Genomic DNA, 15,410 nt, shown 5'->3' on the forward strand with positions numbered 1-15,410 from the left:
CCGGTGCGCCGCCTTATCATGCCGCCCATGCGTAACGATCCCTTCCAACGGCTCGGCCTCGATCGCGAGGTGCTGACCGTCAGCCAACTGAACCAGCGCGCCCGCCTGCTGCTGGAAGACGTGTTCCCGCAGGTCTGGGTCGAAGGCGAGCTGTCCAACCTCGCCCGGCCGGCCTCCGGCCATGTCTACTTCACCCTCAAGGACAGCAACGCGCAGATCCGCTGCGCGCTGTTCCGGCAGAACGCCCTGCGCGTACGCCAGGCCTTGCGCGACGGGCTGGCGGTAAAGGTGCGCGGAAAGATCTCGCTGTTCGAGGGACGCGGCGACTACCAGTTGATCGCCGATACCGTCGAGCCGGCCGGCGACGGCGCCCTGCGCCTGGCCTTCGAGGCATTGAAGGAAAAACTCGCCGGCGAAGGCCTGTTCGCCAGCGAACGCAAGCGTCCGCTGCCCGCCCATCCGCGCCGCATCGGTATCGTCAGTTCGCCCAGCGGGGCGGTGATCCGCGACATCATCAGCGTGTTTCGCCGCCGCGCACCGCAGGTCGAGCTGACCCTGGTGCCCACCGCAGTGCAGGGCCGCGAGGCCGTCGCGCAGATCGTCCGCGCGCTGCAACTGGCAGACCGGCAGGGCTTCGACGCGCTGATCCTGGCCCGTGGCGGCGGTTCCCTGGAAGACCTCTGGTGCTTCAACGAAGAAGCGGTGGCGCGCGCCGTGGCGGCCTGCGCCACGCCGATCGTCAGCGCGGTCGGCCACGAGACCGACGTATCGATCAGCGACTTCGTCGCCGACGTGCGCGCGCCGACGCCTTCGGCCGCCGCCGAACTGCTGGCGCCCAACGCCGGCGACCTGCAGCAGCGTCTCGACGGCCTGCGCCGGCGCCTGGTGCTGCGCATGCGCGACCAGTTGCTGCGCGAACGCCTGCGCCTGGAAGGCGTCGCCCGCCGCCTGCGCCATCCCGGCGAACGCCTGCGCCAGCAGGCACAGCGCCTGGACGACCTGGACATGCGCCTGCGCCGTGCCTTCGAGCGCCAGCTGGCGGTCCGCCACGAACGCCTGGCCCGCCTGGAGACGCGTCTCGCCGCACAGCATCCGGGCCGCACCCTGGCACTGCTCCGGCAGAAGCTCGACAGCCTCGCCGCGCGCCTGCCGCGCGCCGCCCGCGAGGTACTGAGGGATCGTCGTCAGCGCCTCGAAGGACTGGCGCAGACGCTCAACGTGGTCAGCCCGCTGGCGACCCTGGGCCGCGGCTACAGCATCCTCCTCGACGAGCGTGGCCGGGCGATCCGCGATGCCGGCCAGACCCAGCCGGGACAGCGCTTGAAGGCGCGCCTCGCGGAAGGCGAACTGGAGGTGCGGGTCGAGGACAACCACCGGACGCCGGTGACCCTGTCGCTGCTGGACTGAGCCGCGATGATCCGCCTCAGCCAACGGGCCCTGGCCTACCTCAACGAGGTGATCCACCACGGTTCTCTTCGCCGCGCCGCCCAGCACCTGAACATCGACCCCTCGGCCATCAGCCGGCAGCTCGCCAGCCTGGAGGAACATCTTGGCGTGCGCCTCCTGCAACGCACCCCGCAGGGCGTGGCGCCTACCGAGGCCGGCGAGCTGCTGGTGGCGCACTACCGCCAGCAACGGGCCAACGAAGAGGGCGTGCTGTCGCGTCTGTCGGCCCTGCAGGGGCTGCGCCAGGGCAAGGTGCGCCTGGCGGTCGGCGAGGGCTTCATCGCCGACCTGATCTCCCAGCCATTGCAGAGCTTCATCCTGCGCTACCCCGGCATCGAGCTGGAGGTCCGCATGGCCGGGGCCAACGAAGGCGTGGCGCTGGTCAAGGAAGACGCCGTCGACCTGGCCCTGGTCTACGCCCCGGTCGAGGACGGCGAGCTGGACGTGCACGTCGACACCCGCCAGCCCCTCGACCTGATCATCCCCGCCAACCATGCCCTCGCCGGACACCGCGGTGCGGTGCCGATGCACGCGCTGCGCAACGAGTCGCTGGCGTTGATCCACAACAGCACCGGCATGGGCCAGTTGGCGGTGATCGCCGCCCAACTGGAGCGCATCGAGCTAAGGCCGAAGCTGCGCACCAACTCGGTGGCGGTGCTGACCAATTTCGTCAAGTCCGGCATCGGCGTGGCCTTCATGCCGGAGTTGACGGTCAGCCACGAGATCGAGGCCGGGCATATCCGTTGCCTGCCGCTGGCCCACCCGGCGCTGCGCGACGCCCGCGCACGGATCGTCAGCCACAAGGGCCGCGAGCTGACCGTGGCGGCGATCGCCTGCCTGGAACACCTGCGCCGTGGCATGCGCTTCTTCAGTGGCGACGCGCCCGGGCTCTCGCAGCGCTGAGGCGTTGTCTTTTTCGCATCACGTCCGGACTTGAATAGTCAACGAGACAACGGCTAGCGTTGCTTCGCTTTCGTGCGAGCACCCGGCCCCGCGCCCCGACAAGAAGTGCCGCCGATCCCCCGACCGTTCGGACTGCCATAAGGAAAACAACATGCACACGAATCCGCGCCGCGGCCTCGCCCGCCGCTTCGCCGCCGGACTGCTGGCCGCCGCCCTGGGCCTGGGTGGCAGCCTCGCCCAGGCCGCCACCACCCTCAACCTGAGCTATAACGGCGCCGCCGACAGCGAGAAGAACCTGGTGCACCTGTTCGCCAGCAACCTCAAGCGCCTGGCCGAGGAAAAGAGCGGCGGCGAGCTGCAGTTCAAGCTCTACCCCAACAGCATGCTCGGCGAAGAGGAGCAGCGCATGGAACAGGTGATGACCGGCCCCGGCCTGAACATCGCCTCGTTCGCCGGGATCGCCCCGCTGTTCCCGGAGATCTACGTCAGCGCCACGCCCTTCATGTTCAAGGACGCCGCCGCGGCCCATGCCTTCTTCGACAGCGGCAGCTACTGGAAGGCCGCCCGCGAGGCCTTCCGCGAGCGCACCGGCACCGAGCTGCTGGCGGTGGTCGAGGAAGGCGGCTTCCTCAACTTCACCAACGGCAAGAAGCCGATCCACAGCCCGGCGGACTTCCAGGGCCTGCGCTTCCGCGCCATGGATCCCAGCCAGGTGGCGCTCTACGAAGCCTTCGGCGCCTCCGGCACGCCGATCCCCTGGACCGAGCTGTACATGGGCCTGCGCACCGGCGTCGCCGACGGCCAGATGAACCCGACCTCCTACATCATCCTCGGCAGCCTCTACCAGGTGCAGAAGTACCTGACCCTGGCCAACATCCAGTACTCCGACCAGTTCCTGGTGGCCAACGGCGAGCTGCTCGCCGGCCTCCCGGCGAAGGCGCGCCAGGCCCTGCTCGACGCCGCCGCCGAAGCCACCCGGCTGAACCGCGAGGCGGTCGCCGCCCAGCAGGAGCACGACCTGGCGTTCCTCAAGGAAAAGGGCATGCAGATCATCCAGCCGTCCGCCGATGACCTCGCCGCCTTCCGCGAGAAAGGCCAGCCGTCCTACCTGGCCTGGCTGAAGACCCAGGACATCGAGCCGCGCTGGACCGAGATGGCCTTCCGCGACGCCGGTCTCGCCACCGCCCCCTGACCTTCGCGCGTTGCCCCCCGACGGCCGCTGCCGTCGGCCGGGCGCGCCTGTCCGACTTCCGGAGTACCTCCCATGCCGTCATTGCTCAAGGGCATGCGCGCCGCGTTGCTGAATCTCGCCACGCTGCTGTTGCTGCTCGACCTGGTCCTGCTCATCTACGGCGTGTTCGCCCGCTACCTGCTCGGCAGCTCGCCGATCTGGATGGACGAACTGGCCCGCTACCTCATCATCGGCGCAGTAATGCTGGCGCTCGGCGCGGTATGGATGGAAGGCGGGCACATGCGCGTCAACCTGCTGGAACAACGCCTGCCGCCGCGCCTGGCGCAGGCCCTCAGGCTCTACCAGTGGCTGCTGGCGCTGGCCTTCTTCGCCTTCGCCGCCTGGGTCAGCACCCGCTACGCGCTGAACGCCGGGCGCTTCCGCAGCCTCGGCCTGGGCGTCAGCCGCACCTGGCCGTTGCTCAGCCTGCCGCTCGGCTTCGGCCTGCTGACCCTCATGCTGTTGCTCCAGGGGCCCTGGCCGCGGCAGCCGGCCAGCACCACCGTCGAGGGAGGGTCGCAGGCATGATGGCCATCGCCATGATCGCAGCCTTCGTGGTCAACCTCCTGCTCGGCCTGCCGCTGTTCCTCTGCCTGCTGCTCACCGCGCTGGTGGGGTTCCTCTTCGTCGACCCGGCGCTGTTCGCCAACACCCTGCCGCAGCGCTTCTTCGGCGGCATGGACATCTTCTCGCTGATGGCGATCCCGCTGTTCGTGCTGGCCGGCAACCTGATGAACCATTCCGGCATGACCCCGCGCCTGATGCGCCTGGCCAACGCCCTGGTCGGCCACTTCCGCGGCGGCCTCGGCCACGTCAACGTGGTCGCCGGGGTGTTCTTCGCCGGGGTCAACGGGTCCGCCGCGGCCGACGCTTCGGCACTCAGCACCCTGCTGGTGCCGGCCATGGAAAAGGAAGGCTACTCGCGGCGCTTCGCCGCCGGGCTGACCGCGGGCAGTTCGCTGATCGGTCCGATCATCCCGCCGAGCATCTTCATGATCCTCTACTCCTCGCTGACCAACACCTCGGTGGGCGAGCTGTTCCTCGCCGGGGTGATTCCCGGCCTGCTGCTGGCCGCCGCCTTCATGCTGCTGAACGCGGTGTACGCCTACCGCAACGGGCTGCAGGCGCGCCATGCGGCACCGGCCTGGGGCGAGATCCTGGCGGCGCTGTCCGGCGCCCTGACCGCGCTGATCGCGCCGGTGATCATCGTCGCCGGAATCGTCCTGGGACTGGTCACGCCCACCGAGTCGGGCGCCCTGATCGCCCTCTACGTGGCGCTGGTCGGCCTGCTCCAGCGCCAACTGAGCCTGGTCGGGCTGTGGAACTCGCTGCGCGAGACGGTACGCCTGACCGCCAGCATCTACGTGATCATCGCCGCCGCCTCGGTGGTCAACTGGTTGCTCAACTACGCCCAGGTCGCCAGCGAGTTCGCCCAGTTGCTGGAGCCGTTCGGCCACTCGCCAACCCTGATGCTGTTCATCATCAGCGCGGTGATCTTCGTCTGCGGCATGCTCATGGAGGAGGTCTCGGTACTGATGCTGCTGACGCCGATAGTCGCTCCGGTGGCGCTGGCCGCCGGCGTGGATCCGGTGCACCTGGGGCTGATCTTCACCCTGAACATCACCATCGCCCTGATCACCCCGCCAATGGGCGCCTGCCTGTTCATCGTGGCGACCATCAGCCGCCTCGATATCCTGGAAATGTTCAAGGGTATCTGGCCGTTCATCCTGCTGGCCCTGGGGGTACTCTCGCTGCTGATCCTGTTCCCCTCCCTGACCCTGTGGCTGCCACGCCTGCTCAATTGACACCATGACCGACTTCACCCAAGCCATCCCCGTTCTCCCGGAGCCCGACTGGCACGCCGTGGCCGGCATCCCCATCGTCGATGCCGGCACGCCGCTGGAAGCACTCGGACTGAGCCGCGAGTTCAGCGTCTGGCCGGCCTACCACAAGCTCGGCATTCCTCACGCGATCCCGGAGTGCCACGCTCGCGGCGAGGTCTTCGAGCGTCTCCTGCGGGTCGCCGCCGCCCTCCCCGGCGGCGTGCGCCTGGTGGTGCTGGACGCCTGGCGGCCGTTCGCCGTGCAGCAGTATCTCTACGACAGCCTGTCCAGCGCCCTGGCCGCGCACTACCCACGGGCCGGCGAAGCCGAGCTGGAACGGCTCACCCGCCAGTTCGTCTCGCCGCCGAGCAGCAGCCGCGAGGCGCCCAGCCCGCATCTCACCGGCGGCGCGGTGGACGTCACCCTGTGCGACGCCCAGGGCCGCTGGCTGGACATGGGCAGCGCCTTCGACGAAGCCGTGCCGGCCTCCTACACCGCCTACTTCGAACGCCTGGCGGAGCCCGACGCGCGCCAGCTACGCGTCCGCGATCATCGTCGCCTGCTCTATCACGCGATGCTCGACGCCGGTTTCAGCAACCTGCCCAGCGAATGGTGGCACTACGATTTCGGCGACCAGCTCTGGGCCTGGCACACCGGCGCGACGCAGGCGCTGTTCGGCCCGGTGCAGTTGCAGGCGATGGACGCGCTCTGGCGCCAGCAGTTGCAGAAGCGCCCTCCGGCGGACTAGGAGGCGAAGGCGCGCCGGTAGCCCAGCGGCGGCAGGCCGAACGCGGCGGAGAACTGCTGGCGCAACGACACCGCCGAACCGAAGCCGGCCAGCCCGGCGATCGCCTGCACCGAATGCTCGGTGGTTTCCAGCAGGCGCTGGGCCAGGGCCAGGCGTTCGGCCTGCAGCCACTGGTTGACGGTGGTGCCGGTGAGCTGGCGGAAATGCCGGGTGAAGGTCCGCCGGCTCATCAGCACCCGCTGTGCCAGGCTGTCCAGGCTGTGCGCCTGGTCGAGGTTCTGCCGCAGCCAAACCAGCAGCTCGCCGAGACGGCCGTCCTGGGCGCTGTCCGGCAGCGGCTGCTCGATGAACTGGGCCTGGCCGCCCTGCCGATGCGGCGCCACCACCAGGCGCCGGGCCAGGTGATTGGTAGTCTGCGCACCGAGCCGCTGGCGGACCAGGTGCAGGCAGCAGTCGATGCCGGCGACGGTGCCTGCCGAGGTCAGCAGGCCGTCGTCCTCGATGTACAGCACGTCGGGCTCCACCCGCACCGCAGGGAAGCGCCCAGCGAAATCCTCCGCCCACATCCAGTGGGTGGTGGCGCGGCGACCGTCGAGCAACCCGGCCTCGGCCAGCACGAAGGCCCCCAGGCACAAGCCCACCAGTTGCGCACCGCGTGCACGGGCCGCGATCAACGCCTCCAGCAGCGCTTGTGGCGGACGCTCGTGTGGATCGCGCCAGCTCGGCACGATCACGGTCTGCGCCTCGGCCAGCGCTTCCAGCCCGGCCTCGGCCTCGATGGTGAACCCCACCGTGGTTCGCAGCCGGCCCGGCTCGGCGGCGCAGACACGCAGGTCGAAGGCCTGCGCGCAAGGGTCGTAGCACTCCTGGCCGAACACCAGGCAGGGCACCGACAGGTGGAACGGACTGATGCGGTCGAAGGCCACCACGGCCACGGACTGGCGGGACATGCGCACCTCGGTGGGTATGAGCGGGTTGGCCCGATTCTAGCGAAAGTTGTCTCTCAGGCCACTCACTCGCTACGCCGCACCGGGACCAGAATCCGCCTCACCCACTCAGGAGGAAACGCCATGTCCACACGTCAACCCAAACGCGCCTTGCTGGTCATCGACGTACAGAACGAATACGTCAGCGGCAACCTGCGTATCGAATTTCCCGCCATCCAATCGTCGCTGGAACGTATCGGCGCCGCCATGGATGCCGCCTACGCGGCGGGCATCCCGATCGTCGTGGTGCAGCACCTGGCGCCGGCGGACTCGCCGTTGTTCGCGCGCGGCAGCCGGCAGGCCGAGCTGCACGAGGTGGTCGCCTCGCGGCCCTACCAGCACAAGGTGGAAAAGCAACTGGCCAGTTCCTTCGTCGGTACCGGGCTGGCCGACTGGCTGCGCGAGCGCGACATCGACACCCTCGCCGTGGTCGGCTACATGACCCAGCACTGCGACGACTCGACCATCCGCCAGGCGATCCACGAAGGCTGGCAGGTGGAATACCTGCACGACGCCAGCGGCTCGGTGCCCTACCGCAACCGCGCCGGCCAGGCCAGCGCGGAAGAGATCCACCGGATCTTCGGCATCGTCCTGCAGTCCTCCTTCGCCGCCGTGCTCAGCACCGAGGAATGGCTGGAAAGCCTCGCCGGCCGGCACGTTCCGGAACGCGACAACATCTACGACTCCAACCAGCGGGCCCTGGCCAACCGCTGAAACGGCGCCGCCCCGTACGCGGGGCGGCGAGCGCTCAACCGACCAGCGAGCCGCGCGCCGGCAACGGCTTCCAGCCCGGGAACTCGCGCAGCCGCGGGTCGGGCACCGCGCAATAGGCGAATGTCCAGTTCGGCGCCGGCAGGTCCAGGCGCTCCAGCGGCACGCGCGTGCCGGCGCCGGCCTGCGGCGCCTTCCAGTCCTGGGTGATGTGCGCACCGCCCTGGCTGGCCAGGAGGATGCCGCGGTTGGCGCTGGTGTCGTCCACCGTCCAACGCGCGGCGGAGGCGTCCATCAGCACCTCCAGGTGCTCGTCGGTCACCTTGGCGCCGAACGGCGACTGCAACAGCCAGCAGTACAGGCGCAGGTGCATCGCCCAGTTCCAGGCGGCCTTCTGCTCGGCCGCCCATTGCAGGAAACCGCGGAGGATGGTCAGGCCATCCGGCGGATCGATCTTCAGCAGTTCCGGGCAAAGGTCGTAGAGATGGTGCCAGGCGCTGCTCAGGCGCTTGTTGAGCTGGTCCGGACGCAGGGTGGAGTTCTTCGGCGGCAGGCTGGGAGCCACCACCAGGCCGGTCTGCGCCGGCAAGGGATATCTGTTGCTGTTCATGCTCTGAACCTCGCACGCAAAGGCGGGGCGCCGGGCGCCCCTGCTCGACACGGCGCTCAGTGGCCGTGCTGCTCGTGCCCGCCCTGTTCGGCCGGCGCCTTGGACTCGACGACGATTTCCACCGGCACGTCGCCGGCCTTGCGGAAATGCAGCGTCAGCAGGAAGCGCTCGCCGGCTACCAGTGGCTGCTTCAGGCCCATCAGCATCAGGTGGTAGCCGCCGGGAGCGAAGCGCAGGTCCTTGCCTGGTGCGACGTCGACGCTGTCGACTTTCTGCATGCTCATCATGCCGTTCTTGTGCACATGCTCGTGCACCTCGGCGGAAGCCGCGCGCGGCGTGTCGGCGCCAAGCAGGGTGTCGTTTTCCTTGCCATGGTTCTGCACCACGAAGTAGGCCGCGCCGTTCGGCGAGGTCGGCGGCAGGGCCAGCGCCCAGGGATGCTCGATGTGCAGTTGGCCGGCGCTGTACTCGTGGGCCTGGGCGAAAGCGGAAACGGCCAGCAGGGCCGCGGCAGCGAAGAAGGATGTGCGCATGGTGACTCTCCAGTAGCGTATGACCGGTCTTTTTCCGTCGGACCGGCGATTCCATGGGGGAAGCTAGGGTATTGCGCCGCGACCTGCCCCGACCCGAAGGTCCAGGTTGTCGAAGGCGCGGGGGAGGAGTCAGGCGACAGGAGAAGCGCGCGGATTGGCGAGGCGCCAGTAGCGCAGGGGAGGCAGGTCGGTGGCGGAGAAAGCGTTACGGGCCGGGCTGGCCAGCGGCGCCAGCGGCAATGCCGGCCAGGAGGCGACAAGTCCGGGCGTGCCGGCGGCGCCGGCGCAGCAGCAGAGGTGCGGGGTCAGGCTTTCGTGGTCGTCGGGAAGATCGATGTCCTTGAGCGCGGCGCTCAGCTTCAGGCGCAGCAGCGAGTCGGACGAAGTGCTGCAGAAGCCGCCGAGCAGCAACGAGGCGCGCTCCTGCGTCGTCAGCGCCTGCGAAAGCGGCACCACGAACAGGTTCATCAGCACGGCCAGGCTGGCCAGCCAGGCCACGGGGCGCCGTGACAGGGGCATCGTCGGTTCTCCGGAGAATGGGCCCTTTATGCCTGAGCGCGGGGCAAAAGTAAAAACGCCGGGCGCGACAGAGTGCCGCAGGTGAAAACGTTTGCAACCCTTGCGGGCTTTCCCCCGCCGCGCTCTTCCGCCAGCATAGACGGCTTTGACGCCCGACGAGTCGAGAAGCCGATGCCCCGCACCCTAGCCTTCGTTTCCACGCTGTTGCTCGCCGCTTTCTGCGCCCTGCCCGCCCAGGCCGACAGCTTCATCATGCGCCTGCTGAACAAGCCGGTGCCCGGCGGGGTGGCGGTGGTCGACCTCGGCGAGGAAGGCCCGCCGCCGCGGGCCTTCTACCAGGGCAAGCCGGTGCTGGTGGTGCGCGAGGAAGGCCGCCGCTGGATCGCCGTGGTCGGCATCCCGCTGAGCACCAAGCCCGGCCCGCAGAAGCTGGAAGTGCGGGCGGCGACCGGCAACCACGAGGAACGCTTCAGCGTCGGCAGCAAGCACTACCGCGAGCAGCGCATCACCCTGAAGAACAAGCGCCAGGTCAATCCGCTGCCGGAAGACCTCAAGCGCATCGAGCGCGAACTCGCCGAGCAGACCGCCGCCTACCGCCGCTTCAGTCCCGGCCTGCCCAGCAACCTGATGCTCGACAAGCCGGTCGACGGTCCGCTCTCCAGCCCCTTCGGCCTGCGCCGCTTCTTCAACGGCGAAGAGCGCAACCCGCATTCCGGTCTAGACTTCGCGGTACCGGCCGGTACGCCGATCAAGGCGCCGGCGGCCGGCAAGGTGATCCTCATCGGCGACTACTTCTTCAATGGCAAGACGGTGTTCGTCGACCATGGCCAGGGCTTCATCAGCATGTTCTGCCACCTGTCGAAGATCGACGTGAAGCTCGGCCAGCAGGTGCCGCGCGGCGGCGTACTCGGCAAGGTCGGCGCCACCGGCAGGGCCACCGGACCGCACATGCACTGGAACGTCAGCCTGAACGACGCGCGGGTCGACCCGGCGATCTTCATCGGTGCCTTCCAGCCCTGAGAAGTGAGCAACGCGGCGCCGGCTGAGGTCAGAAGGAACAGGGGCCGCGTCGATGCGCCCCTTTCATGACCAAGGGAGACACCGCATGACTCACCCGCTTCGCCTGCTCTGGCTGTGCTCGGCACTGTTCGTGGTCCTCGGCCTGGGCTTCGTCTTCTTCCCCGGCCCGCTCGCCTCCCTGCTCACCAGCGGCGAACCGCTCACCCCCGCCGCCCTCACCGACCTGCGCGCCAGCTACGGCGGCACCAGCTTCGGCATCGGCCTGCTGCTCGGCTATGCCGCCCTGCGCCCCCGCTACCTGGTGCTCGGCCTGCTCGCCGCCCTGGCGGTGATCGCCAGCGGCGGCGCGGCGCGTCTCTACGGTGTGCTGATCGACGCCTCGCCGGCGCTAACCACCTTCCTCTGGCTCGGCGCCGAGGCGCTGCTCTGCATGCTGTTGCTGGCGGCACTCTGGAAGACCCGCCAGCTCGACCTCGACTGAGCGCCGGGCAGCAGGTCTCAGGCCAGGACCCGGCGAACCGCCGGCAGCCGCGACAGCACCAGCCAGTCCAGCGCCCAGACCAGCAGGAGCGAGGCCCCCACCAACGGGAAGGCCACGCCCAGCGCCAGCATGATGGCGATGCCGGTCTTCCAGCGCGGCAGCTCGTGGCGCAGCGGCGGCACGCCAAGGCGTCCGGCCGGCTTGCGCTTCCACCAGATCCACAGGCCGCTCGCCGAGCTGAGCAGGATCGCCAGGCAGACCGCGAGCATCAGCAACTGGTTGCCCAGGCCGAAGAGCTTGCCTTCGTGCAGCACGACACCCATCTGCACGCTCCTCGCCACCGCGTTGTAGTCCTGCCAACGCACGTCGGCGAGAACCTTGCCGCTGTACTGGTCGATGTGCAGGGTGGCGTCGTGGCGCGGATCGTCGGGGAACACGGAAATCGTGTAGACCCCCTCCATCCCGCTCGGCAGGGCGATCCCGTAACCCGCCGCCACGCCGCGCTCGCGAGCGATATCCACCACCCTTTGCAGAGGGATGCCCGCCGGCATCGGCATGTCCACCGGCATCGCGTGCCCGGCCTGGGCGGAGTGCCCGCGATGCTCGGCATGGGCGTCGGCCGCCGGCGGCTGCGAGCGCGGCAGCGGAGTGTTCTCCAGCGGCCAGGGCACCTGCTGGCGCGACGCGCTGTTGAGGCTACCGGCCTGCATGTCGGAGGTCGGCACATCGTTCCACATCGCCGCCGGGAAGCGGTTCCAGACATCGGCGAACTGCTTGCCCCAGTAGCCGGTCCAGGTCATCCCGCTGAGCAGCATGAACAACAACAGCAGGCTGCCCCAGAAACCGGCGACCACATGTAAATCGCGCCACAGCGGTCGTCCGCGCAGGTGCAGGCGCGGCCAGAACAGCGCGCTCGCCGCCCGCCCGCGCGGCCACCACAGGTAGAGACCGGAGACCACCAGGACGATGCCCCAGCCGGCGGCCAGCTCGATCAGCCGGTCGCCGACGGTCCCGACCATCAGCTCGCCATGCAGTGCCCGGGCCACCGCCTGGAGATTCAGTTGCGCATCCTGGCGGCCGAGTTCGCGTCCGCTGTAGGGATCGACGAAGAGGTTCCATTGCCTGCCCTCTTCGCCAATCACGAATTGCGCGCTGCGCCCCGCCTCGCTCGGCGGCAGGTACTGGCTGACGGCGGCCTGCGGGTGCGCCTGGCGCACCCCGGCGAGCAACTGGTCCGCGCTGCGCATCTGCGCACCGGCCTCGACCCGCAGCAGTTGCGGATAGAGCAGCGCATCCAGTTGCGGCTTGAACAGGTAGACGATTCCGGTCAGCGCCAGCAGGATCATGAAGGGCGCGACGAACAGGCCAGCGTAGAAATGCCAGCGCCAGGCCAGCGCGTAGAAGTCACGGCCGTTCTTTTCGTTCGATTGCATGGATCACCTCATCGGAGCGCACGTAGGCAAGGCGGGCCCCGCTGGACGGGGCCTCGTTGAAGGTTCAGAAGCTGAAGTCGACCTTGGTCCAGAAGGTCCGGCCCGGCTCTGGAACCGTTTCGTTGGCGGAGAAACCGAAGCCGGCGTCGCCGGCCTTGTTCAGGTGCTCGGTGTAATCCTTGTCGAACAGGTTATCGACACCGGCGCTCAGCTTGACGTTGCGAGTCACCCGGTAGGCGCCGTTGAGCGAGAAGACGCCGAAGCCGGCGCTCTTGTCGAAGTCCTTGCCGACCACGTTGCCCTGGTCCCTGGCGATGCGATTCTGCGGCGCGACCACCCGCCACAGGCTGCCGGCACTCCAGTCACCTTCCTCGTAGGTCAGGCCGAAGCGCGCTTCCAGCGGCGGGATCTGCGGCAGCGCGCGGTCGTCCGAGCTGTTCTTGCCCCAGGCATAGGCCAGGCTGGCGTCGGTCTTCCAGTTGCCGGTGAGCTGGTAGGAAGCGCCCAGCTCGCCGCCCATGATCCGCGCGTCGACGTTGGTCGCCTGGGTCGAGGAGCCCATCATGCCCTCGCGATAGCTGAACAGGATGAAGTCCTGGACCACCCCGACGTAGCCGGAGGCCCAGGCCTGCAGCTTGTCGCCGTTGTACTGGAGGCCGAAGTCGAGCTGGGTGGTCTTTTCCGGCTTGATCTTGTCGAAGGCGTTGACCGACCCGTTCGGCCCGCGCTTGGGCGAGAACAGCTCCCAGTAGTCGGGGAAGCGCTCGGCATGGCCGAGGCCGGCGTAGAGGGTGGTCGGCGAGTCGGCGAGGTCGTGCTCGTAGCGCACGAAGCCGCTGGGCAGGGTATCGGCGCGGGTGTCGTTGGCCGTCGGGTTGGCCATGGCGTGGCCCATGTGCCCGGACTTCAGGGTCTGCCGGTAGTCCTTGACCGAGGCGCGGTCCAGGCGCAACCCGCCGATCAGCCGGTCGCGCTCGGCGGCGAACCAGGTCAGTTCGCCGAACGCCCCGTAGTTGTGGAACACCGCGTCCTTGCTCCAGGGGAACTGGTCGGCGTCGGTGTAGTAGTCGGTCATCATGTCGTACTTGGAGCCGCGCGCGCGGTGCTCGTTGCGCATGGCGTCGACCCCGGTGACCAGCTTGAAGTCGTCCCAGCGCCAGGTGGCCGCCAGGCGACCGCCGAGGGTGCGTCGGTCCACCTGGGACGCCATCGGCATGGGCATCATGCTGGACGGGTCGGGAGTGCGCAGGCGGAAGTTGTCCATGATGTGGTCGGCGTAGTTGTAGTAGACCTGTGCCTCGACCTTCTCCAGCACATCGCTGACGTTCGATTTGACGAAGCGCAGGCCCAGGCTTTCGCGCTTGAACTGCGAGCCATCCATGCCGCGCCCGGCGTAACGTGCCTCGCCGTCGCCCTTGCCGGCGGTGAGTTCGATCAGGGTGTCCTCGTCGGGGGTCCAGCCGACCGCGACGTCGCCGTTCCACTTCTTCCAGCGCGACGGCACGGTATTCCCGGCGCCGTCCTCGTAATCGTCGGACTGCGCGTGGTTGCCGGTGAAGCGCAGGTAGCCGAGCCGGTTGCCGGCGGCAGCGTCCAGCACCTTGTCGAAGCGGCCATTGGAGCCGGCCAGCAGGCTGGCGTTGACCCGCGAGCCGAGTTCGCCGAAGCGCTCCGGCTCACGCTCGAAGAGGATCGTCCCGGCCGACGCGCCCGGCCCCCAGAGCACCGTCTGCGGGCCCTTGATCACGGTGAGCTTGTCGTAGGTTTCCGGCGAGATGTAGGAGGTCGGCGCGTCCATCCGGTTCGGACAGGCACCGAGCATCATGCCGCCGTTGGTGAGGATGTTCAGGCGCGAACCGAACATCCCGCGCAGCACCGGGTCGCCGTTGCTGCCGCCGTTGCGGATCACCGCGAAGCCGGGAATGGTCTTCAGGTAGTCGGCCCCATCGCTGGCCGGCACCGGTTGGCGCGGCTCCTTGGGATTGGTGACGATGGTCAGCGGCGAACTCTGGGCGACTCCGGTGACCACTCTCGGCGCCAGCTCCACGGCGTGATCCTGGTGCTGGGAGTGCTCCTCGGCCAGGAGCGCCGACGGAGACAGGGCCAGGCCGCACAGTGCGGCGAAGGCTCCCGCCCAGCGGCGGCGTTGTGCGAGACGGGCAGGGTCGAAGCTGAAAGCGGCGGTCGGGCAGGCGTTGCCGGCCGCTCGTTGTTGAGTAGACATACGTTTTTCCATGATCTATGTGACTTCCGCCCCGCCCCCACGGCGAGCAGGCACCCGGCCAGGCTCGCGTCACCGGCGCGGCGAAGACGCGCCGGTGCCCCCAGGAAGCGGCGGCTATCGGATTGAAAGAGGTCAGCCGATCAGGAACGGCGGCGCACGGGTACGGGCGCCGGGAAACACCGGCGAGGCGACGAACGCCTCGTTCAGGAAAGCGACGGCGGGCGCCGTCGCGAAGGGAACGGAGAACAGCGCCAGGCAGGCGTCTTCGGTGAGCGGCGGGCTGTGGAACAACAGGCTGCAATAACCGCACTTCTCCCAGAGCACGTCGCTGGCCAGGCGATTGCCTTCCTCGCCGCCCATCCCCGGCATGCCGGCATGGACGACGGAGCGCTGGGCATCGGAACAGCCGGCATGGGCCATGTCGCCATGGTCCATGTGCTCGTGGGACATGCCTTCGTGGCCCATCCCCACGCCCATCGGCATCGGGTGGTCCATCGGCATCGACTGGGAGATCAACGGCCCGACGAAGATCATCAGCATGGCGAACAGAGCCAGCCATGCACCGATGCCTTGTCGTTTCAGAGTGGTCGCCACCTGCGACTCCCGCCGTCTTGAATGAAGACCACCGCGTAGCGGGCCGGATGGCCGCTCGCGCCGGGTCATGCCGAAAAGAAGAATGCGCCTGTCGTTATACGCCCCAGGCACGGGGAACGAAATGATCGCACAAGGGCGGCTGGCTCTT

The 15,410-nt window shown here is 68.7% G+C and carries 16 protein-coding genes; 9 read left to right on the plus strand and 7 right to left on the minus strand.

From position 1 onward, the window contains the following. Positions 1-27 precede the first annotated feature (27 nt). The 6 genes from xseA (at position 28) to AC4OR5_RS04110 (ending at position 6,151) form a co-directional block, all read left to right on the plus strand. Positions 28-1,407, plus strand: a complete 1,380-nt coding sequence (gene xseA / locus AC4OR5_RS04085) for an exodeoxyribonuclease VII large subunit (RefSeq protein ID WP_058160188.1) — start codon at positions 28-30, stop codon at positions 1,405-1,407. A 6-nt stretch (positions 1,408-1,413) separates the two neighbouring features. After that, entirely contained in the window at positions 1,414-2,349 is a 936-nt protein-coding gene (locus AC4OR5_RS04090) for a LysR family transcriptional regulator (RefSeq protein ID WP_023125377.1), read from the plus strand. A 151-nt stretch (positions 2,350-2,500) separates the two neighbouring features. Continuing rightward, entirely contained in the window at positions 2,501-3,541 is a 1,041-nt protein-coding gene (locus AC4OR5_RS04095) for a TRAP transporter substrate-binding protein (RefSeq protein WP_031692458.1), read from the plus strand. Positions 3,542-3,613: 72 nt separating this feature from the next. After that, positions 3,614-4,108 (plus strand): TRAP transporter small permease, encoded by a 495-nt coding sequence (locus AC4OR5_RS04100; protein ID WP_003105397.1) that lies wholly within the window; start codon positions 3,614-3,616, stop codon positions 4,106-4,108. Beyond that, positions 4,105-5,385 carry a TRAP transporter large permease gene (locus AC4OR5_RS04105; RefSeq protein ID WP_003092733.1) on the plus strand — a complete coding sequence of 427 codons (1,281 nt, stop codon included), beginning with the start codon at positions 4,105-4,107 and terminating at the stop codon, positions 5,383-5,385. The genes AC4OR5_RS04100 and AC4OR5_RS04105 overlap by 4 nt, the downstream gene beginning before the upstream one ends. A gap of 4 nt (positions 5,386-5,389) precedes the next feature. Beyond that, complete coding sequence (locus tag AC4OR5_RS04110) at positions 5,390-6,151, plus strand: M15 family metallopeptidase (protein WP_023105993.1); 762 nt, start codon at positions 5,390-5,392, stop codon at positions 6,149-6,151. Here the strand turns inward: AC4OR5_RS04110 and AC4OR5_RS04115 are convergent. Beyond that, positions 6,148-7,101, minus strand: coding sequence for a GlxA family transcriptional regulator (locus AC4OR5_RS04115; RefSeq protein WP_015502432.1), 954 nt, complete (start codon positions 7,099-7,101; stop codon positions 6,148-6,150). The genes AC4OR5_RS04110 and AC4OR5_RS04115 overlap by 4 nt on opposite strands. 120 nt (positions 7,102-7,221) lie before the next feature. Here AC4OR5_RS04115 and AC4OR5_RS04120 point away from each other — a divergent pair, with 120 nt between their 5' ends. Continuing rightward, on the plus strand, positions 7,222-7,851 hold the full coding sequence (locus AC4OR5_RS04120) for a cysteine hydrolase family protein (protein WP_003119300.1): 630 nt from the start codon (positions 7,222-7,224) through the stop codon (positions 7,849-7,851). Between the two features lie 34 nt (positions 7,852-7,885). Here the strand turns inward: AC4OR5_RS04120 and AC4OR5_RS04125 are convergent, their stop codons facing one another. The 3 genes from AC4OR5_RS04125 to AC4OR5_RS04135 all read right to left on the minus strand — a co-directional run bounded on the left by AC4OR5_RS04125 (position 7,886) and on the right by AC4OR5_RS04135 (position 9,510). Continuing rightward, positions 7,886-8,458 (minus strand): putative natural product biosynthesis protein, encoded by a 573-nt coding sequence (locus AC4OR5_RS04125; protein WP_003122107.1) that lies wholly within the window; start codon positions 8,456-8,458, stop codon positions 7,886-7,888. 56 nt (positions 8,459-8,514) lie between these two features. After that, complete coding sequence (locus AC4OR5_RS04130) at positions 8,515-8,991, minus strand: copper chaperone PCu(A)C (protein ID WP_058160180.1); 477 nt, start codon at positions 8,989-8,991, stop codon at positions 8,515-8,517. Between the two features lie 129 nt (positions 8,992-9,120). Further along, a complete protein-coding gene (locus AC4OR5_RS04135; protein WP_023105992.1) occupies positions 9,121-9,510 on the minus strand; it encodes a DUF2946 family protein in 390 nt (129 codons plus the stop codon). A gap of 171 nt (positions 9,511-9,681) precedes the next feature. On the opposite strand from AC4OR5_RS04135, the gene AC4OR5_RS04140 reads away from it, so the two are divergent. Beyond that, a complete protein-coding gene (locus AC4OR5_RS04140; protein ID WP_003092745.1) occupies positions 9,682-10,530 on the plus strand; it encodes a M23 family metallopeptidase in 849 nt (282 codons plus the stop codon). An 85-nt stretch (positions 10,531-10,615) separates the two neighbouring features. After that, positions 10,616-11,011 carry a DUF4345 domain-containing protein gene (locus AC4OR5_RS04145; RefSeq protein ID WP_058160179.1) on the plus strand — a complete coding sequence of 132 codons (396 nt, stop codon included), beginning with the start codon at positions 10,616-10,618 and terminating at the stop codon, positions 11,009-11,011. Between the two features lie 17 nt (positions 11,012-11,028). Here AC4OR5_RS04145 and AC4OR5_RS04150 read toward each other — a convergent pair whose 3' ends face one another. The 3 genes from AC4OR5_RS04150 to AC4OR5_RS04160 form a co-directional block, all read right to left on the minus strand. Then, positions 11,029-12,444, minus strand: coding sequence for a PepSY-associated TM helix domain-containing protein (locus AC4OR5_RS04150; protein WP_058160178.1), 1,416 nt, complete (start codon positions 12,442-12,444; stop codon positions 11,029-11,031). 64 nt (positions 12,445-12,508) lie between these two features. Then, positions 12,509-14,680 carry a TonB-dependent copper receptor gene (locus AC4OR5_RS04155; RefSeq protein WP_116271231.1) on the minus strand — a complete coding sequence of 724 codons (2,172 nt, stop codon included), beginning with the start codon at positions 14,678-14,680 and terminating at the stop codon, positions 12,509-12,511. A gap of 120 nt (positions 14,681-14,800) precedes the next feature. Then, on the minus strand, positions 14,801-15,262 hold the full coding sequence (locus AC4OR5_RS04160; RefSeq protein WP_031638738.1) for a DUF2946 domain-containing protein: 462 nt from the start codon (positions 15,260-15,262) through the stop codon (positions 14,801-14,803). Between the last annotated feature and the right edge of the window lie 148 nt (positions 15,263-15,410).

The organism is Pseudomonas sp. YA1, assembly GCF_058680555.1.